Annotated in this window: 20 protein-coding genes; 1 reads left to right on the forward strand and 19 read right to left on the reverse strand. The window is 65.3% G+C overall.

Annotation, left to right across the window (positions count from 1 at the left end; all coding sequences use genetic code 11):
* Positions 1–155: 155 nt before the first annotated feature.
* Positions 156–335, reverse strand: a complete 180-nt coding sequence (locus BJA_RS35065; protein ID WP_133415034.1) for a hypothetical protein — start codon at positions 333–335, stop codon at positions 156–158.
* Here BJA_RS35065 and BJA_RS44090 point away from each other — a divergent pair.
* Complete coding sequence (locus BJA_RS44090) at positions 249–566, forward strand: DUF6538 domain-containing protein (protein WP_038965639.1); 318 nt, start codon at positions 249–251, stop codon at positions 564–566. The genes BJA_RS35065 and BJA_RS44090 overlap by 87 nt on opposite strands.
* 42 nt (positions 567–608) lie before the next feature.
* Here the strand turns inward: BJA_RS44090 and BJA_RS35070 are convergent, their stop codons facing one another.
* The 18 genes from BJA_RS35070 to BJA_RS35155 form a co-directional block, all read right to left on the reverse strand.
* A complete protein-coding gene (locus tag BJA_RS35070) occupies positions 609–1,976 on the reverse strand; it encodes a sensor histidine kinase (protein ID WP_011089662.1) in 1,368 nt (455 codons plus the stop codon).
* Positions 1,951–3,408: a sigma-54-dependent transcriptional regulator gene (locus tag BJA_RS35075; protein WP_011089663.1), complete on the reverse strand. Its 1,458-nt coding sequence runs from the start codon at positions 3,406–3,408 to the stop codon at positions 1,951–1,953. Before BJA_RS35075 ends, BJA_RS35070 begins: the two co-directional genes overlap by 26 nt.
* Positions 3,405–5,105, reverse strand: a complete 1,701-nt coding sequence (locus tag BJA_RS35080) for a hydrogenase maturation protein (protein WP_011089664.1) — start codon at positions 5,103–5,105, stop codon at positions 3,405–3,407. Before BJA_RS35080 ends, BJA_RS35075 begins: the two co-directional genes overlap by 4 nt.
* A 9-nt stretch (positions 5,106–5,114) precedes the next feature.
* Positions 5,115–6,155, reverse strand: a complete 1,041-nt coding sequence (gene hypE / locus BJA_RS35085) for a hydrogenase expression/formation protein HypE (RefSeq protein WP_011089665.1) — start codon at positions 6,153–6,155, stop codon at positions 5,115–5,117.
* Entirely contained in the window at positions 6,152–7,294 is a 1,143-nt protein-coding gene (hypD, locus tag BJA_RS35090) for a hydrogenase formation protein HypD (protein WP_011089666.1), read from the reverse strand. Before hypD ends, hypE begins: the two co-directional genes overlap by 4 nt.
* Positions 7,291–7,527 (reverse strand): HypC/HybG/HupF family hydrogenase formation chaperone, encoded by a 237-nt coding sequence (locus tag BJA_RS35095; protein ID WP_011089667.1) that lies wholly within the window; start codon positions 7,525–7,527, stop codon positions 7,291–7,293. Before BJA_RS35095 ends, hypD begins: the two co-directional genes overlap by 4 nt.
* Positions 7,527–9,788: a carbamoyltransferase HypF gene (gene hypF, locus BJA_RS35100; RefSeq protein ID WP_011089668.1), complete on the reverse strand. Its 2,262-nt coding sequence runs from the start codon at positions 9,786–9,788 to the stop codon at positions 7,527–7,529. The genes BJA_RS35095 and hypF overlap by 1 nt, the downstream gene beginning before the upstream one ends.
* Entirely contained in the window at positions 9,785–10,693 is a 909-nt protein-coding gene (gene hypB, locus BJA_RS35105) for a hydrogenase nickel incorporation protein HypB (RefSeq protein ID WP_011089669.1), read from the reverse strand. The genes hypF and hypB overlap by 4 nt, the downstream gene beginning before the upstream one ends.
* Positions 10,693–11,034, reverse strand: coding sequence for a hydrogenase maturation nickel metallochaperone HypA (gene hypA, locus BJA_RS35110; RefSeq protein WP_011089670.1), 342 nt, complete (start codon positions 11,032–11,034; stop codon positions 10,693–10,695). Before hypA ends, hypB begins: the two co-directional genes overlap by 1 nt.
* The gene (locus BJA_RS35115; protein ID WP_011089671.1) at positions 11,027–12,115 is read right to left on the reverse strand and encodes a nickel-dependent hydrogenase large subunit; all 1,089 of its coding nucleotides are present in this window, start codon (positions 12,113–12,115) and stop codon (positions 11,027–11,029) included. The genes hypA and BJA_RS35115 overlap by 8 nt, the downstream gene beginning before the upstream one ends.
* Entirely contained in the window at positions 12,112–12,621 is a 510-nt protein-coding gene (gene hybE / locus BJA_RS35120) for a [NiFe]-hydrogenase assembly chaperone HybE (protein ID WP_011089672.1), read from the reverse strand. Before hybE ends, BJA_RS35115 begins: the two co-directional genes overlap by 4 nt.
* Positions 12,618–12,827: a rubredoxin gene (locus BJA_RS35125; RefSeq protein WP_011089673.1), complete on the reverse strand. Its 210-nt coding sequence runs from the start codon at positions 12,825–12,827 to the stop codon at positions 12,618–12,620. Before BJA_RS35125 ends, hybE begins: the two co-directional genes overlap by 4 nt.
* On the reverse strand, positions 12,824–13,687 hold the full coding sequence (locus BJA_RS35130; RefSeq protein ID WP_011089674.1) for a hydrogenase expression/formation protein: 864 nt from the start codon (positions 13,685–13,687) through the stop codon (positions 12,824–12,826). The genes BJA_RS35125 and BJA_RS35130 overlap by 4 nt, the downstream gene beginning before the upstream one ends.
* The gene (locus BJA_RS35135; protein ID WP_011089675.1) at positions 13,684–14,130 is read right to left on the reverse strand and encodes a hydrogenase expression/formation protein HupG; all 447 of its coding nucleotides are present in this window, start codon (positions 14,128–14,130) and stop codon (positions 13,684–13,686) included. Before BJA_RS35135 ends, BJA_RS35130 begins: the two co-directional genes overlap by 4 nt.
* Before the next feature lie 272 nt (positions 14,131–14,402).
* The gene (locus tag BJA_RS35140; RefSeq protein ID WP_011089676.1) at positions 14,403–14,699 is read right to left on the reverse strand and encodes a HypC/HybG/HupF family hydrogenase formation chaperone; all 297 of its coding nucleotides are present in this window, start codon (positions 14,697–14,699) and stop codon (positions 14,403–14,405) included.
* A 26-nt stretch (positions 14,700–14,725) separates the two neighbouring features.
* Positions 14,726–15,304 (reverse strand): HyaD/HybD family hydrogenase maturation endopeptidase, encoded by a 579-nt coding sequence (locus BJA_RS35145; protein ID WP_011089677.1) that lies wholly within the window; start codon positions 15,302–15,304, stop codon positions 14,726–14,728.
* Between the two features lie 16 nt (positions 15,305–15,320).
* A complete protein-coding gene (cybH, locus tag BJA_RS35150; RefSeq protein WP_011089678.1) occupies positions 15,321–16,064 on the reverse strand; it encodes a Ni/Fe-hydrogenase, b-type cytochrome subunit in 744 nt (247 codons plus the stop codon).
* A gap of 9 nt (positions 16,065–16,073) precedes the next feature.
* On the reverse strand, positions 16,074–17,864 hold the full coding sequence (locus BJA_RS35155) for a nickel-dependent hydrogenase large subunit (protein WP_011089679.1): 1,791 nt from the start codon (positions 17,862–17,864) through the stop codon (positions 16,074–16,076).
* Positions 17,865–17,867: the final 3 nt, after the last annotated feature.

The raw sequence follows: 17,867 nt of genomic DNA on the forward strand, positions 1-17,867 counted from the left end.
GACAACCTAAGGCCGATGGCACCGGCAGCCACAAGCGTTCTCGCCACGCAGCTTCGCATGTTGAAGAATGAGCGGATCGCAACGCTCGAGTGATTTGTACGGAACAATTGGTAGCGGGAGAGGGGCACGCTACCACATCCCCTGCGACAGTAATTCTATCGAAAAAACAATGCTTTGCCTGAGATTTTGAGTTCGAGCCAGGGGCGATTCATCTCGCCGGGATGCATCGTCCCTGGAAAGGCAATGACATGGCCCGCCCGGCCTATCTCCACCGCCGTCCGGACGGCCGGTACTGCATTCAGATTAGACTGGGGAAACGCGCCCAGGAAATCCATGGCCGCCCCTTGCTCCGTGTCAGCCTCAGGACAGCGAATTTCCAGGAGGCGCGGAGAAGGCTGGTGGTTAGCCTCGGATGGGCGGTGGACATCGTCAAGCTCCCGGCCTTGAATCGCCAGGGGCAATTGAGCCGCCGGCGGTCAAGCAGTGAGCCGCCGGTGGTCAAGCAGATGAGAGAAGTCTTGCTTGCTGCAAGGCGCCGCGCCGACACAGGCGAACTCACGTCCTGAGGACGTATCGATAGCCTTCGTCAAAGAGCTGCGCGCCAGTGTTTACGCAGCCGGCAAAGCAAAAGAGAACGTCGCGCCGCCGTCCGGCTCGTTCGCAGCCAGAAGCTCGCCGCCGTGCTCGCGCACAATGCCGTAACTGATCCAGAGGCCGAGTCCCGTGCCCTCGCCGACCCGCTTGGTCGTGAAGAACGGCTCGAAGATGTGGCTGATGTGATCCTTGTCGATTCCCGGACCGTTGTCCGAAATCCGGAACAGGATCTCGTTGCCCTTGCGCGCCGCCGAGACGACCAGCCGCGGCAATTCGGTGTCGCGCATTGCGTCGATCGCGTTCTCGACAAGATTGACGATGACCTGGTGCAACTGTCCCTCGTTGCCGGAGATCCAGAGTTCCGGCTCGAGCTCCATCTGCAGGTCGATGCGCACCTGCTTGGTGCGGACGGCCCACAGCACAGCGGTGTTGATCAAACGCTCGATATTGACGCGCTCGACCTCGCCGAGCTTGCTGAAGGAGAGCCGGCGCAGATTCTTCACGATCTCGCTGATCCGGACCGCCCCCTCCATGGTGCCCTCGATCAGCGGGCCGAAATCCTCCATGACCTCGTCGATGCGCAGGCTCTTCTTCAGTGCGGCGAGGTCGCTCGCCCGGCCCTTGCCGTGGATCGCGTCGAGATAGGCGACGATGGCCGCGCGGTAGCGGATCAAGGTGTGAATGTTGCCGTAAACGAAGCTGATCGGATTGTTCAATTCGTGCGCGACGCCAGCGACGAGACGGCCGAGGCTCGCCATCTTCTCCTGCTCGACCAGCTGCCGCTGGGCGCGCTGCAATTCCTGATGGGCCTTGTGCAGCGCCTCATAGGCGCGGCGCAGCTCGCCGATCGGCCGCCCTGTCAGCACCACGCCGATAAAGCGGCCGCGATGGTCATGCCGCGGCGAACTGTTGATCGCGAACAGATCGGTGCTGCCGCCGTCCGTCGCGAACCTCAATTCACCGTCGACGACGTCGGGCGTGCCGCGCGGCTTCAATAGCGGCACCAGCTTGGCGCCGTCGGCGGCATCGATGACGTCGGCGATGTTCCTGCCGACCACGTCCCCGACGCTGCGGCCGAGCGCATGCTGGAACGCGGAATTGACCTGCTGCACCATCCCCCTGGCGTCGCAGACGATCAGGATGTCCGAGACGGATTCGATGACGTTGGTGACGAAGGCCTGCGCCTCCTCGAGCTCCGCGTTCTTGTGCTCGAGGTCGACCTCGTAGCGCAACAGGTCCGAATAGACCTCGTCCATCTTGCGGATGACTTCGATCCAGGCGCCTTCGCGCTCGCGGTCGAACTCGATCGCGCCGCCGCTGGTGACCAGCTTGAGCAGCGAATCCGCCTCGCTCGCTTCAGGAGAATGCGTCGCCTTTGGCATTTTTTCTCAGATCATACCTGGACAGCTTGTTCCTGAGCCCTACCCGTGAGAGACCCAGCTCGCTGGCGACACGACTGATGTTTCCGTCGTTCCTCTCCAGGCAGTTCATGATAACCGACTTCTCGAGATCCTCCACCTTGTCTTTCAGCGAGGCCGATCCGTTCAGCCTGCCGTGGGCCGGCAGCGGCGCGGATCGCTTCCCGTTGCGGCGGCCGAGCAGCGGTGGCGCGGCCAGCTCGTCCCGGTCGGCGAGCACGGCCATGCGCTGGATCTCGTTCTGGAGCTCGCGTACGTTGCCCGGCCAGTGATATTTGCCGAATTCCTCCAGCGCCGAACGCGCGAAGCGCAGATTCGGCCGGTTGAAGGAACTCTTGACCGCCGACAGCACGCCCTCCGCAATCAGCGGGATGTCCATCGGGCGCTCGCGCAGCGCCGGCATGTGCACCGGGAATGCGGCGAGGCGGTAGTACAGGTCGCGCCGGAAGCGGCCGGCCTCGACCTCCGCCTCCAGGTCGCGATTGGTCGCCGCCACCACGCGAACGTCGACCTTGCGCACGCGCTGCGCGCCGAGCGGCCGGATCTCGCTCTCCTGCAGCACACGCAGCAGCTTGACCTGGAACGCCGGCGAGGTCTCGCCGATCTCGTCGAGGAAGATCGTGCCGCCATCGGCGACCTCGAACAGGCCGATGCGATCCTGGTAGGCGCCGGTGAAGGCGCCCTTCTTGCAACCGAACAGCTCGCTTTCCAGGAGCTCGTCCGGCAGCGCGCCGCAGTTCTCGACCACGAACGCCCTGTTGGCCCGCGCCGAGCCGTAATGGATCGCGCGAGCCAGAAGCTCCTTGCCGGTGCCGGATTCTCCGGTGATCAGAACCGAGATATCGTAGTCGGCTGCGCGCCTGCCGAGCTCGATCACGGCGTGCATCGGGCTTTCCGTCGAATGCACGATGCGGTCGAAATCGTAGAGCTGCTTGGCCACCCCGCGCTTGACCGAGACGACCTTCTTGATGTGCCCGGAGGTCGCCTTGACGTCGACGCCGGCGGTCTCGGTCTCCTTCTGCAGCCGATAGAGCTGAACCGCCTCCTTGACGGTTTCGACCAGCTGGTCCGGCTGCCAGGGTTTGGTGATGTATTGATAGATGCCGGCCTCGTTCAGTCCCGCGATGATGTCCTCGGACTCCGAATAGCCGGAAATGATCATCCGCACCGGGTCCGGCCAGAGCTCGCGGACGCGCTTCAGGAAGCTCACGCCGGATTCGTGCGGCATCCGCTGGTCGCAGAGGATCGCGTGGACGATCTCGCCCTCCAGCAGCTTCTCCGCATCGGTCGCGTTGCCGACGCAGAGCACCTCGAAATCCTCCCTGAGCACGCGCCGCAACGCTTCCTGCGAGCGGACCTCGTCGTCGACGACGAGAATGGTTCCCTGAATGCTCACGATGACACCGCCATGCCGACAGGCCGACCTGGCGCACGCCTGATACGGTGACCTGCGATGGTCAGCGGCGTGCGCGACTTCGGTACCTTATGGATGAAATTGTAGCGCGCGACATGATAGCTCGGATCGAAGCCGTAGAAATTCAGCTTCATCCGCCGCAGCTCCTCGTCGCGGTAGGATTGCAGGGGCTTTTCGGCCTCATCGGCGGCCCGCCGCTGCTGCTTGGCGGCAAGGCGCGCGGCAAAGCCGGCATCCGACGCCATGGCTGCGCCGCTCTGCACGAGGCTTGCGTCGGCGAGCGCCTCGCCCGACAGCACGCGGTCGACGATGGCGAGGCGCCGGGCTTCCGCCACGCCCATCGGGAGCCGGCATTGCGTGATCCGGGTTGCGTTCGCGGCCCCCGCACGGCGCGGCAGCAGATAGGTCCAGTATTCCGAGCCGTAGAGATTGCCCATGTCCTTGTAATGCGGATTGAGGATGATCTGGTCGCTCGCCCAAACCTCGTCGGCGGCAAGACTCAGGAACACGCCGCCGGCACCCGCATTGCCGCGAATGACCGAGACGACCAGGCGATCGGTGGTCTCGATGATCGCGCGGGCGAGATCGTCGATCGCATTGATGTTGCGCCAGGACTCGTCCGCGGCGCTTTCGGCTGCCTCGATCTCGGCAAGATGGATGCCGTTCGACCAATAGTCGGGGCCGCCGGTCAGCAGCAACACCCTGGTCGGGCGTTCCAGCGCAGCGCGATAGGCGCCGAGCAAGGCTTCGCAGTCACCGGTCGCCATGGCGCCGTTGTAGAAGGAGAACGCGAGCTCGCCGACCTCGCCATGCTCGCGATATCGGATCGGGGCGTAGCCGCAGCCAGGCCGGTGCGGCAAATACGCCGCCTCCGCGGCGAAGACTTTCGCCGCGGGCAGCTTCAGGCTCTTCGGCGCGAGTCGCTTGACATGGCCGATCCAGACCGCGCCATCGACCGTGGCACGCGCCAGCGCGCCTTCGCATTGCGCGATGACTGTGCCGGGCACGCCGGAGATATCGTGCGCTTCGTGCGCATCGAACAGCCTGACCTCCTGGAAGAACAGGCTATCGACGAGGCCCGGCATGCCATCGGCGCTGTTGATCTTGCGCAGCACGGTCATGGTGCTGTCGTGCTGCCAGTCGATCGTCCGGTCCGCCTGACGGCAAGGTCCGCGCACGCGAATGCGCGGGTCACCCGCCTGCATCGGCTGCGGGGCAGCCTGTCCGGCTTCGATCGCAGCGACCGCTTCGAGCACGGCTGCGACCGCGCAGGAGGTTAGCTCGTTGCGGTAGATGCTGGACTTGGCCGCGCACCGCATCGGGAAGCTGCGGAACGACCAGATTGGACCGGCATCGAACTCGCCATCCGCCTGTAGCACCGTGACGCCCCACTCGGCGACGCCTTCCAGAACCGCCCAGTCGAGCGCGGCCGGACCGCGGTCGCCGGGCGGCCCGGGATGGACGACCAGGCAGCGCACGCTCCGCCAGACGTCGTCGGGGATCGCGCGCTTCAGGAACGGCGCGATCACCAGGTCCGGCCGATGCAGCGCCACGCTCTCGCGCGTGACGTCGGCGTGGATGTCCAGCTCGACCGAAACCTCGTGGCCGCGCTCGCGCAACTCGACATGGAGCCGCTGCGTCAGGCTGTTGAAGGAGTGCGATAGCAGCAGGATGCGCATCTCGAAGCCTCAACAGATTCTCGGCAGTTGCTCGCCCGACAGCCAATCGACGATTCGACCGCCGCCGAAGCTCGTCGCCATCTGCACGAAATGATGATCGTCGGCAACGGCCTCGCCAATGTCGGCGGCGTCGCGGCCGAGCGGATGCGCCCGCATCGCGGCCAGCACCGCTCCGGCGGCCTCCGGCGCGACGATCGCGACCAGCTTGCCCTCATTGGCGACGTGAAGCGGATCAAGTCCAAGCAGCTCGCAAGCCGCCGCCACGCCCGGCTTCACCGGGATCGCCTCCTCGAGGAGATGGAAGCCGAGGTTGGACTGCTGGGCGATCTCGTTCAGCGTCGCGGCAAGCCCGCCGCGCGTGGGATCGCGCATCAGGCGGATGCCACGACCGCCGGCCTGCACCATCCTGGCAACGAGATCGTGCAGCGACGCCGAGTCCGAGACGATCTCGGTCTCAAAAGCGAGATTCTGCCGCTTGGACATGATGGCGACGCCGTGGTCGCCGAGCGTGCCGGAGATCAGGACGCGATCGCCGACGCGGGCCTTCTCGGCCGACAGATCGAGCCCGTCAGGCACGACGCCGACGCCCGCGGTCGAAATGAACAGGCCGTCGGCCTTGCCGCGCTCGACCACCTTGGTGTCACCGGTGATGATGTGGACGTCGGCCTCGCGCGCCGCCGCCCCCATGGACTCCGCGATCAGCTTGAGGTCGGCGAAGCGAAAGCCCTCCTCGATGATGAAGCTCGCCGAGAGATAGAGCGGCTTCGCGCCGGCCATGGCGATGTCGTTGACGGTGCCGTGCACCGCGAGCGAGCCGATATTGCCGCCAGGAAAGAACAGCGGCGAGACCACATAGCCGTCGGTCGTCATCACCATGCGCCCGGCGCGGACGTCGAACGCCGACTGGTCGTTGCCGCGCGCCAGCCATTCATTGCCGAAGGCTTCGTGGAACAGGCCGGAGATCAACTGCGCCATGGCGCGGCCGCCCGAGCCGTGGGACAGGTCGACGCAGCCGTTCCTGATGTCGAGCTTGCGCTGATAGGCCTTCATGACGCCCGCCTCTGCTGATGATCGCGGAAGCGGCCATAGGTCCAGTGCGCGGCGCAGGCGCCTTCGGAGGAGACCATGCAGGATCCCATCGGCGTCTCCGGCGTGCAGACGGTGCCGAACAGCTTGCAATCCACCGGCTTCTTCACACCGCGCAGGATCGCGCCGCATTCGCAGGCCGGATTGTCGTCGACGCGCAGCTCGTTCATGTCGAAGCGGACCTCCGCGTCGTATTTCGCGTAAGCGCGCTTCAGCTTCAACCCGCTATAAGGCACCTGCCCGAGCCCGCGCCACTCGAACTGATCGCGCAGCTCGAAGATGTCGGACACTTCTTCCTTGGCGCGCAGATTGCCGTCGCGGCTCACGGCGCGGCTGTACTGGTTCTCGACCTCATGCCTGTGCTCGTTGACCTGCCGCACCAGCATCAGGATCGCCTGCATCATGTCGAGCGGCTCGAAGCCCGCGATCACCACCGGCTTGCCGAACTCCTCGGCGAAGAACTCGTAAGGCGCAGTACCGATGATGGTCGAGACGTGGGCGGGTCCGACAAAACCGTCGATCTCGACGCGGCCGATGTTGCGGATGTCCGGGCTCTCCAGGATGTTCTGCATCGCCGGCGGCGTCAGCACGTGGTTGCAGAACACGCTGAAGTTTTCGAGTTGCTTCTTCCCGGCCAATCGGATCATGACCGCGGTCGGCGGCGTCGTGGTCTCGAAGCCGATGGCGAAGAACACCACCTCGCGCCCGGGATTGTCCTCGGCGATCCGGATCGCGTCGATCGTGGAATAGACCATGCGGATGTCGGCACCACGGGCCTTCGCCTTCAGGAGCGATGCGCCCTGCGAGCCCGGGACGCGCATCAGGTCGCCATAGACGCACAGGATGATGTCTGGCCGCTCGGCGAGCCGGATCGCCATGTCGATGCGCCCGGCCGGCAGCACACAGACCGGACAGCCGGGCCCGTGGATCATCCGCACGTTCTTCGGCAGCATGTCCTCGAGGCCGTAACGCGAGATCGCGTGGGTATGGCCGCCGCAGAATTCCATGAAGCGATAGGGCTTTCGCGGATCGGCTTCCGCGCGGATCGCTTTCGCGAGCCCGAGCGCGATCTCCTTGTCGCGAAACTCATCGGCATATTTCATGACGCGGCTCCCTGTCCCTCGGTGCTGAGCTCGCGCAACAATTCGAGCGTCCGCCTCGCCTCCTCCGGATCGATCTTGGTCAGGGCGTAACCGACATGGATGATCACGTAGTCGCCGACGGCGAGGTCCTCGATCAGGGCGACCGAAATTTCCTTGCTGACGCCGTCGATGGAGACGATCGCCATCTCGTCGGGCAGGAGTTTTGTGACCTCAGCGGGTATCGCGAGACACATCAGGCGGTTCCTTCCTGGCCTTGCGGTTCGAGGAGTTTGAGTGCGGCGATCCAGGCCTGCCCGAGGCTGAGACCGCCGTCATTGGGCGGCATTTGCCGCGGCAACAGCGGCGAGAGGCCGGCAGCGATACAGCCGCGCTCGATCTCGGAACTGAGGATCGCGTTGAGAAAGCAGCCGCCGCTCAAGGCGACGGTCGTGATGCCGGTCTCGCGCGCCGCGCGGCCGATCCAGTCGACGCAGGCGGCCGCAAGCGTGCCATGGAACAGCCCGGCCCCGTCGACCGGATCGATGCCCTCGGCCGCAAGCCGCGCAAGCAATGGAAACAGGGACAGCACGCCATCCTCGATCGTCCAGCCGCTCTTCGCGATGCGTGGCGTGCGAACATGCGCCTCCAGCTTCATCGCGGCTTCGCCCTCATAGCTCTGCACCGGGCAGAGACCGAGCAATCCCGCCGCTGCGTCGAACAGCCGGCCGGCGCTGGTCGTCACCGGCACGCCGGGCTGTTCGAGCATGGCGCAGAGACGTGCGGCCTGCGGCTGCGCCGCGAAACGGGTTGCGATCGCATCGCTGCGGCGAAGGCCATGCAGCACGCTTGCGGCCATGCGCCACGGCTCGCGCGCGGCACGATCGCCACCCGGCAACATCATCGGCGCCAGATGTCCGAGCCGCCGGAACTGCGCGCTCTGGCACAGCAGGAGCTCGCCGCCCCAATTGCCGCCGTCGCTACCCTGGCCGAAGCCGTCGAGCACCAGCGCCAACGCAGGTCCCGTGAGGCCATGCTCCGCCATGACGGAAGCGGCATGGGCATGATGGTGCTGGACCGCGATCAGCCGCTTTCCGCTCGCTTCGGCGAAGCGGGTCGAAGCCATGTTCGGGTGCAAATCATGGGCGATAACTACCGGCTCGACGTCCAGCGTCGACAGCAGATGGCCGACGGTTTCCTCGAAGAAGCGGACGCCTTCCGCGGTGTCGAGATCGCCGATATGCTGGGAGACGAAGGCCTCGTTGCCGCGCGTGACCGTCACGGTCGACTTCAGCGCGCCGCCGACGGCCAGGATCGGCGGCACGGTCTGCGCGAGACGAACCGGCTCGGGCACGTAACCACGGGCGCGGCGGATGAACCGCGTCCGCCCGGCGACGACCGCCGCCACGGAATCGTCGGCGCGCGTGACGATGTCGCGGTCATGGGTGACGATGAGATCGGCGATGCCGGCAAGGCGCAGCTCCGCCTCGCGATTGTCGAGCAGAAGCGGCTCGCCGCCGGGGTTGGCGCTGGTGGCGACGGTCGCCCAACTTTCGCCGGCCCGCTTATGCACCGAATTCAGCGCCTCGAAGATCAGGTGATGAAGCGGGGTGACCGGCAGCATGATGCCGATCCGCGACAGCCCCGGCGCAATCGCAGGCGCGAGCCTATGGCGGGACGTCATCAGCACGATCGGCCGCGGCGCCATTTCGAGCAACGCAAGCTCGGCAGCGTCGGCATCGGCGATGCCGGCGACCGCGTCCACCGAGCCGACCATCACGGCAAACGGCTTTTGATCGCGCTCCTTGCGCTGCCGCAGCCGCTGCACGGCCGCTTCGTCACGGGCATCGCAGATGAGCTGATAGCCGCCGAGCCCCTTGATCGCGACGATTTTGCCTGCGGCAATCGCGGCGGCGATGTCTTGGATCTCGTGGCTGAGCCTTGGGCCGCATTGCGGGCAGGCGATCGCCTCGGCGTGGAAGCGGCGGCTCCTGGCGTCGGCATAGTCGTCCGCACAGACCTTGCACATCGCGAAGCGCTTCATCGCGGTGGTGGGGCGATCGTAGGGCAGCCGCTCGGCGATGGTGTAGCGCGGACCGCAATGGGTGCAGTTGACGAAGGGGTAGCGATGAAACCGGCTGGCGGGATCGAACAGCTCGCTCAGGCATTCCGGACAGGTCGCGGCATCGGCGACGATGCGCGTCGATACCCTGCCCTGCTTGCTGGCGCGGATGCAAAACTCCTCGCTCGCCATGGCGCCGACCGGGTGCACCGAGATCTCGTCGATGCGGGCGAGCGGCGGCTTTTCGAGCGGCAGCGCCGCGACGAAGTCCGACGCGCGCTCTCCTTCCACCTCGATGATGACGCCGTGGGGATCGTTGGCGACGAAACCGCCGAGGCGATAGCGCGTGGCGAGGCCGTAGACATAGGGACGAAAGCCGACACCCTGCACCGCGCCGCGCACATGCAGGCGCAGCCGCCGTCCGTCCAGTGCTGTAGCCTCGCCGCCCATTGTCATTCCGCCGCCGTCATCGCGGCCGGCGTCGTCGCCGCCATCCGCTTGCGGATCCAGGCATAGAACGCCGCAAAGCCTTCGCCGGTGCGCGCCGACAGCGTCAGCACCTCGATCTTCGGGTTGACCCGCCGCGCATATTCGATGGTCCTGGCGAGATCGAAATCGAGCACCGAGGCGAGATCGATCTTGTTGATCAGCATCAGGGACGAGGCGGCGAACATGTCAGGATATTTCAACGGCTTGTCCTCGCCCTCGGTGGTCGAGAACACCACGATCTTGCAGGCTTCGCCAAGATCGAACGCTGCCGGGCAAACGAGGTTGCCGACATTCTCGATGAAAAGCAGCCCGCCGTTCAGCCAAGGCAGCCGGTCATAGGCCTCGCCGACCATGGCGGCATCGAGATGGCAGCCCTTGCCGGTGTTGACCTGGATCGCCGGCACGCCGGTCGCGCGAATGCGCTCGGCATCGTTGGAGGTCTGCTGGTCGCCTTCGATCACGCCGATCGCAAAACTGTCCTTCAGCTCGGAGACGGCACGGACCAAGAGCGAGGTCTTGCCGGCGCCGGGGCTCGAGACAAGGTTGAAGGCAAGCACCTCGTCGGCGCGGAAGCGGGCGCGATTGTCGGCGGCGAGCCTATCGTTCTTGCCGAGGATGTCGCGCTCGACCTGGATGATGCGGTCGCTGCTCATGCCGGCGATCTTCTGGCCGGCCGGATTAGCGCCGCAGTCGAGCAGCCCGGCATCGCCGTGGGCGTGATCGTGGTGATGATGGTGATCTTGGTCATGACCGTGGTGGTGGTGATGGTGCCCGTCGTGACCATGATCGTGGTCATGCCCGTGATCATGATGATGATCATGGGCATGTTCGATGGACGCCTTGCCGTCGCTGCAGCCGCAGACCGTACACATCAGTCGACCTCCAATTCCCTCACGCGCATCTCTTCGCCGCCCGTCACCTGCAATTGATAGCCGCCGCAGGACGGACACGGTTCGTATCGCTGCTTGATCTCGACGCTTTTGGAACAGGCCATGCACCACGCCGTGCCCGGCGTCTCGACGATCTCGAGTTTGGCGCCTTGCGCGATGGTCCGCGCGGCGACGGCCTCGAAGCAGAATTGCAGGGCCTCCGGCGCGACATGGCTGAGCGCACCGATCTCGAGGCAGACGACGTTCACCTTGGCGAAAGCGCGCTTGCGCGCTTCCTCCTCGACGATGCCAATGATGCCTTCGCACAGCGCCATCTCATGCATGGCCGGCCTCGCGAAAATCCAGGCTGAAGCCGACGCAGGGATCGAAGGAACCGACCAGCGCGCGAACCGCATCCTGGCCCGGTCGGCCGGCGGCGAGCGTCGCGCCCTTGAGGCTTTGGACCAGTGGACCGCGGGCGTGAAAGTTCCACTCGGTCGGCGCCAGGAATTCGAAGTTGACGATGCGATCCTCGTCGTCGAGTACGACGGCGTGATAGAGCCGGCCGCGCGCGCATTCGACCGCGGCCGCGCCCTTGCCGGCGCCGAGCCGATAGCTCGCCACGATACCGCGTTCGAGATCCGCGTCGCCGTGATCGAGCCAGGTGCAGAGCTGCGCGACCTCGGCAATGCGCGCCCTCAGGCGCGCGGCGGGGCCCGCCGCCGTCGATGAAATCTCTTCGCGGTGCGCCCTGCGTGCCCAGACGCCGGTTTCCGGAATCTGGCCGCAGAGGTCCGGCGCATCGGAATAGGCCGCCCCGTCCGCCAGCAGACGCGCGACGATATCGAGATCGTTAGCCGCGGTCAGGAACGACGGCTCGGCCAGCGGCCGCGACACCAGCCTGCCATCGCATCCCTCGACGGAAGCTGCGAGCGCGCTGCCCGACGCAAGCGCATGGTCTTCGGAGATCCCCAGCGTGCCGACCGCGGTCCTGATCTGCGCGACCGCATCGCGACGCAGGGCCTGCGGCACGGCCTCGCTCGGACCGCCGAGGAGCGCACTCGCCTGCATCACGGCGCGCATCGCCGCAGCGCTTGTGCCGTCGAGCGCGCGCCGTCCGACGAAGAGGCCGCGCAGCAATTCGGTCAGCCGTTCGGCGACGACCACGGTGAGGCGATGCCGCACCGTCGCGGGCGCCGCCTCCTGCCCTTGCGCAGCTTCCACTGCCGACAGGAATGCGACCTGATGGGCAACCGAGCAGAGCGAGAACAGCCGCGGCAGCACCGGGAGCAGCGAGGCCGCCGGCTTTCCCGCAAACAGGCGCGTCAGCGGCGGCCGGCTGCGCGGCTGGATCGCGACGTCGGCGATCGTGGCGCCGGAGAGCCACACCGTAATGTCGATCTCGTTGCGGAACGAGAGGCTCATCCCCGCCGCTCCGTCAGAGTACCCCGCAGGAAGTTACGCCGATCGATCGGGGTTGTCGCGGGCTCGCGGCGGCGAACCGCCTCCTCGCTGTCGGCCGGCAGCATCAGCTCGGCAAGCGCGGCTTCAGCCGTCGCCCGCGCGGCGTCCATGTCGGCGAACTGGAACATCGGCGAGAACAGCGAGCAGCTCGCGATCCGGCCGATTTGCCCGACCTCGCTGATGGTGAACTCGATATCGCCCGCGGGAAAACGAATACGCGCGGTCGCGCCCGAGGTGGCCTGTGCCACCGCGCTCGCCGGCAGCACCACGTTCATGAACCAGGGCGTGACCATGATGCCGACGATCGTGCCGTTGAAGGCGCGGAAGCCGACCGCTTCGACGCCGAGCGCATCGTTGTAGATCGGCAGATCGCGCATGGCGCGCTCGCCGATCTCCCGATAGCTTCCGGCCAGGAGATCGCCCCATGCCACGGCGTCGGCGTCCGGATTTGGCGCGCTCCCGGTCATGATTCGATCGCCATGAACTTGGACTTCGGGGCGTCGCAATTCGGGCAGTGCCACTCCTCCGGCAACGCCGCGAACGGCGTGCCGGGCGCGATCTGCGCCACATCGTCACCGTCAGCCGGATCATAGACGGTCCAGCAGATGCCGCATTCCAGCCGCGTGACGTCGGTGACGTCCTGGCGCACGCCAAAATTCTCGAAGGCGCTCATTTGAAATAGGCCTCGATGATTTCCTTGAGCCGCTCGGCGGAATCCTCGAAATCCTCGTCCGCGGCCAGCGCAACAGTCGGCACGCCGCCGACTTCGAGCGTATCGAGAATGATGGTGTCCATGGCGTTGAAGAACTGCACGGACCAGACATTGCGGATGCCGGTGGACAGCACGCGGCAGGTGCCGTAGCCGCGCGACACCAGTTGAATCGGTCCGTTCCGGATCGTGTCCTGCAAAAAGCTCATGTCGACCGGGCTCATCGGCAACAGCGTGAAATTGATGATCTGCGAGCGGATGCCGGGCCGCCACGCGAGCGCGCGCTCGCGGATCTCGGCGAGCACCGGCAGCACGTTCATGGCACCCTCAGGCACCTGTCCGATCTCGAAATCGGCGGATGTCAGGTCGGCGGCCGCGCGCTTGACGATCTCCGGTACGGCGCCGATCTCGAGGTATTCGTGGTTGGCGTCGGTCTCGAGCCGCACGCGCCAGATCCCTGCCAGTACCGATTCCTGGATCTGCGCCAGCGATCCATCCGGCAGCGCGACGACGCCGGCGACCTCGCCTTCGCCGAGCACATCGGCAATGAGCTTGCTCTCGAGATCGTTGAGATTGGCGAGCCGGAACAATTGCGACGGCGCGTCGGCTTTCTGGCCCGCGATCGCATCTGCGATCCGCGAGAGCAGCGCGACCGCGTTTGGGCAGCTCCTGGCAAGCTCCGCGCTGTCGAGCGTTGCAAGCTTGGCGAGCGCACCGGCCGCCGTGAGGCTTCCTTTCGATGCATTGAGACTCTCTTCGCCGATCGGAAACACGCTGACCGGTTGCTCGGCGCCTTCGGGCGCATCCCAGAATCCGACTTTCATAACTCGACACCTTGTGTGCGGTGCTGGGGCACGATGGTGACGGCCACCGCGGCGCTTTGCCCGCGCGGCCGGTCGATCAGCTTGGTGATGCGGTCGACATAGACTGACCAGTCCTGGATCTTGGCGATCAGCCCCAGTGTCTCGCCCTTGGCGACGAAGATCAGCGTCGGCTGCACGCGGACGCCAAAACGCTGGCCGAGCGCGCTCTCGTCGCCGCGCGCGATGACCGCACCGCGCAGCCGGCCGCCGAATGCGGCGATCAGCTCTGGCAGCACCACGGCGACGTCGGTCGCCTCCGGAAAGCGGTTGGGATCGCCCGCCGACAGCAGCACGGCGATCGCACCAGCCTCGTCTGCTGCGCCAAGAAAATGATCAACCGTCGCGGCATCGACCTCATTCAGGCCGTGCCGCGTCAGATCATGCTTCCCCACCTGGAATTCCATTGGACCTCCCCTGACAAGCTTATGAATTGCTCGGGATAGGGGTTAGCAAGGCATGTGCCACGATATGTTAGCGACTTTCCGGGTTTATCTCATTGACCTACATCAGATATTTTATTGCGCGCCGATGACGCAGCCCCCCGATGATAAGATACTTTCCATATTCAGTGAAAGCCATCTTTGCAGATAGAAAGACGCATTCCAGGTAGCTTGTGGCGCCCGCACGCCGATCCGGCCGCGGAGGCGGTGATCCCACTTGATTCCTGGACGTTGGCTTATTCGGACCGCAGGTGCGCTGGCAGTTGCGGCTCGCGGTCGATCAGGTCGGCGAAGAAGCGGTCGCAATCCTCACCGTCGAGCGCAGCACCAAGACCGTCGATCGCGGCGCCAATCAGGCGCGCCTCTTCCTCATCGAGAAGCCGGATCGCGGTGTCGATATAGACCAGCACGTGGGTGCCGACCGGCGGGTTGGAGAGCAGCAGCATGGAGACGCGGCGCTGTTCGCCGCGAAATGCGCACAGCGCCGAGACGCCATCCGTCTCGACAATCGTCATCGGCAAGCCGAGGCACATCGTGCTTTCTCCGGAGATCGCGCCTCTCAGGCCGGCCGCATCTCGTAATTGGCGTGATCGATGTCATTGGCGAGCAGCCGCTCGGACTCCGCCAATGGCGCGCTGCGGCGGCTGACCGTGACGCCCCACTCGGCCAAGACCTGGCAGGCGAGATCGATCGAGGGCGCGATCTGGTCGCGCACCGGCGGCGTCAGCGGCCCGCCCCAGTCTTCGAGATCGAGCGGCTGGCAGCCGATCAGCACGAGATGCTTCGGGCACCGGCCGAGCAGGTCGGCGGCGCTGATGACCTCCTGGAAGCCGGTCTGGTGCAGGCTCATCTTCTTGGCGCCGGTGAAGCGAGGCACCTCGTCGTCGCGCACGAGCTTCAACCGGCCGGGCTCGAGCCCATAGTCGATGGCGTCGAACACGATAAGGCGGTCGGCCTCCTCCAGATAGTTCACGAGGTACAGCCCCTGCGTGCCGCCGTCGAGGATGGTGACGTTGTCAGGCACGGCGTAGCGGCGGTGGAACTCCTCCACCGCGCGCACGCCAAAGCCTTCGTCGGCCCACAGGATGTTGCCGATGCCGAGCACCAGGATGCGATTGTCTTGCGAGGATGTCGGCATCGTCAGTCTTCCCGTTTCAGTCGCGGAATTGCCGCTCGCCCGAGATCATCGAGGAGATGATGCTCTGGCGCGACATGATGTCTTCACGGACCGCGGCGTAGATGTGCACCATCACGAACACGACCAGCGCCCACATGCCGAGATGGTGCCAGGTGTGGACGTCCTGGCTGTTCGGCCAGATCGCAAACACCCAGCCGAACAGCTTGTGCTGCCAGCTGTCGATGCCCTGACCTTCCGAATAGAGCGCAAAGCCGGTGACGATCATGAAGGCCACGAACAGGGTGAAGCCCGTGAACATCGCGGTTTGCGCCAGCGGGTTGTGCCCGACATACATCTTCGGCTCGCGTTCCAGGAACGCGTACCAGCGGATCTCGTGCAGCACTTCCTTCCAGAACTGCTTGCGGTGAACCGGGATGTAGAAGATCTGCCGGGAGTGATGGTTGCCGACGAAGGCCCACAGGATACGCGTGAGGAAGAACACCGCGAGCACCTGTCCCGCTGCGAAATGGGCGAAGCGAATGTAGCCCATCACGAAGTTGTCGGACGCCTCGCCCGCGACCGTCGGCAGCGGCGTTCCGATCAGATAGCCGGTCACCATCAGCACAATGATCGAGAACGCGTTCACCCAGTGGCAGATCCGCACCGGCGCTTCGTAGACATAGACGGTGGGACGCCCCACCGCACGTTCTCCGGAAGCGTCGGCGGCGATCGCCGCGAGGTCGGGCCCGGCGTCGGAGGCGGGAGCAACTGCATCCATCATGGCGACCTCCTACCTGACCTTGACCTTGGCGAGCTCCTGGCCATCCGGGCTCATGACGTGCGTCGAACAGGCCAGGCACGGATCGAAGGAATGGATCGTGCGCAGAATCTCGAGCGGCTGCTCGGGATTGACCATCGGCGTGTTCATCAGCGACGCCTCGAAGGCGCCGATGTTGCCCTTGGGATCGCGCGGCGAGCCGTTCCAGGTGGTCGGCACGACGCACTGGTAGTTGTCGATCTTGGTGTCCTTGATCTTGATCCAGTGCGCGAGCGCGCCGCGCGGCGCCTCGGTGAAGCCGACGCCCTTGGCCTCCTTCGGCCAGCTCTCCGGCTTCCACTTGTCGACATTGGCGGTCGAGCTGTCGCCGGCCTTGATGTTGGCGACGAGCTTGTCCTGGAAGTAGCGCATCTGCCGTCCGGCCCAGACGGATTCGAGCGCGCGCGCGGCGGTGCGACCGAGCGTCGAGAACAGCGCCGACGTCGGCAGGTTCAAATCCCTCAGGAACTTGTCGACGGGATCCTTGAACTCGGATTTGTTCTGCGCGTAGCCGACCACCCAGCGCGCCAGCGGGCCAACCTCCATGGCGTGGCCCTTCCAGCGAGGTGCCTTGATCCACGAATACTTGCCGCCCTCGTCGAGCTGCTCGATCGCGGTCTTGGTGCCCTTCGCATTGGGCCCCAGCACGTAGTTCGGCTCGGTGACGCCGTCCCAGGGATGCAGACCCTTGGTCTCGTCGGGGTATTTGTACCAGGAGTGGACCACGAACTCCTGGATCTCGTCGGGGTTGGCGTGATCGACCGGAAACACCTCGGACAGATTGCCGTTGATGATGGCGCCGCGCGGCAGCTTCAGGCTCTTGGCGGAATAGTCGTTGGCATGTTCGGGCACGTCGCCATAGGCGAGCACGCTCTGGCCCGAGAGGCCGCCGCCATAGAGCCAGTCCTTGTAGAACGACCCGATCGCCGCCACGTCGGGCAGATAGACCATTTCGTTGAACTCGATCAGCCGGTCGATGATCGAGGAGATCAGGTTCAACCGCTCCATGTTGATGGCGCCGACGGCACCCGTGCCGTCGACGTTGATCGGACAGGGCACGCCGCCGACCAGCCAGTTCGGATGCGGGTTCTTTCCGCCGAAGATGGTGTGGATCTTGACGATCTCCTTCTGGAAGTCGAGCGCCTCCAGATAATGCGCCACGGCCATCAGATTGGCCTCGGGCGGCAGCTTGTAGGCCTTGCTGCCCCAATAACCGTTCTTGAACGGACCGAGCTGCCCGGACTCGACGAACTTCTTCAGCCTTGTCTGCAGATCCTTGAAATAGCCGGGCGACGACAGCGGCCAGTTCGAGATCGACTGCGCCAACGTCGAGGTCGCCCGCGGATCGGCCGAGAGCGCGGAGACGACGTCGACCCAGTCCAGCGCGTGAAGGTGATAGAAATGCACGACGTGGTCGTGCACCTGCAATGCAAGCTGCATCAGGTTGCGGATCGAATTGGCGTTCTCCGGAATGGTGATCCCGAGCGCGTTCTCGACCGCGCGCACCGACGTCAGTGCGTGGGTGCCGGTGCAGACGCCGCAGATCCGCTCGGTGAACGCCCAGGCATCGCGGGGATCGCGGTTCTTCAGGATCACTTCGATCCCGCGCCACATCGTGCCGGTCGAGACCGCATTGCGGATGACATTGTCGGCGTCGACATTGACCTCGACCCGCATGTGACCTTCGATACGGGTCACCGGATCGACGACGATGCGCTTGCCGGAATTGTCGAGATTGAAGCCGTTGGGAGTCTGGATACCCATGGT

The sequence above is a fragment of the Bradyrhizobium diazoefficiens USDA 110 genome, assembly GCF_000011365.1.
GTDB lineage: Bacteria > Pseudomonadota > Alphaproteobacteria > Rhizobiales > Xanthobacteraceae > Bradyrhizobium > Bradyrhizobium diazoefficiens.

Excerpts from the sequence above, each read along its gene's own strand:
- BJA_RS35115 (WP_011089671.1), bottom strand. The coding sequence starts at position 12,115 with ATGAGCCTCTCGTTCCGCAACGAGATCGACATTACGGTGTGGCTCTCC.
- hypF (WP_011089668.1), bottom strand. The coding sequence starts at position 9,788 with ATGACAATGGGCGGCGAGGCTACAGCACTGGACGGACGGCGGCTGCGC.
- BJA_RS35155 (WP_011089679.1), bottom strand. The coding sequence starts at position 17,864 with ATGGGTATCCAGACTCCCAACGGCTTCAATCTCGACAATTCCGGCAAG.
- BJA_RS44090 (WP_038965639.1), top strand. The coding sequence starts at position 249 with ATGGCCCGCCCGGCCTATCTCCACCGCCGTCCGGACGGCCGGTACTGC.
- BJA_RS35145 (WP_011089677.1), bottom strand. The coding sequence starts at position 15,304 with ATGCCGACATCCTCGCAAGACAATCGCATCCTGGTGCTCGGCATCGGC.
- BJA_RS35070 (WP_011089662.1), bottom strand. The coding sequence starts at position 1,976 with ATGCCAAAGGCGACGCATTCTCCTGAAGCGAGCGAGGCGGATTCGCTG.
- hypB (WP_011089669.1), bottom strand. The coding sequence starts at position 10,693 with ATGTGTACGGTCTGCGGCTGCAGCGACGGCAAGGCGTCCATCGAACAT.
- BJA_RS35135 (WP_011089675.1), bottom strand. The coding sequence starts at position 14,130 with ATGGAATTCCAGGTGGGGAAGCATGATCTGACGCGGCACGGCCTGAAT.
- BJA_RS35095 (WP_011089667.1), bottom strand. The coding sequence starts at position 7,527 with ATGTGTCTCGCGATACCCGCTGAGGTCACAAAACTCCTGCCCGACGAG.
- BJA_RS35130 (WP_011089674.1), bottom strand. The coding sequence starts at position 13,687 with ATGAAAGTCGGATTCTGGGATGCGCCCGAAGGCGCCGAGCAACCGGTC.
- BJA_RS35080 (WP_011089664.1), bottom strand. The coding sequence starts at position 5,105 with ATGCGCATCCTGCTGCTATCGCACTCCTTCAACAGCCTGACGCAGCGG.
- hypE (WP_011089665.1), bottom strand. The coding sequence starts at position 6,155 with ATGAAGGCCTATCAGCGCAAGCTCGACATCAGGAACGGCTGCGTCGAC.
- BJA_RS35125 (WP_011089673.1), bottom strand. The coding sequence starts at position 12,827 with ATGAGCGCCTTCGAGAATTTTGGCGTGCGCCAGGACGTCACCGACGTC.
- hybE (WP_011089672.1), bottom strand. The coding sequence starts at position 12,621 with ATGACCGGGAGCGCGCCAAATCCGGACGCCGACGCCGTGGCATGGGGC.
- BJA_RS35140 (WP_011089676.1), bottom strand. The coding sequence starts at position 14,699 with ATGTGCCTCGGCTTGCCGATGACGATTGTCGAGACGGATGGCGTCTCG.
- hypA (WP_011089670.1), bottom strand. The coding sequence starts at position 11,034 with ATGCATGAGATGGCGCTGTGCGAAGGCATCATTGGCATCGTCGAGGAG.
- hypD (WP_011089666.1), bottom strand. The coding sequence starts at position 7,294 with ATGAAATATGCCGATGAGTTTCGCGACAAGGAGATCGCGCTCGGGCTC.
- cybH (WP_011089678.1), bottom strand. The coding sequence starts at position 16,064 with ATGATGGATGCAGTTGCTCCCGCCTCCGACGCCGGGCCCGACCTCGCG.
- BJA_RS35065 (WP_133415034.1), bottom strand. The coding sequence starts at position 335 with ATGGATTTCCTGGGCGCGTTTCCCCAGTCTAATCTGAATGCAGTACCG.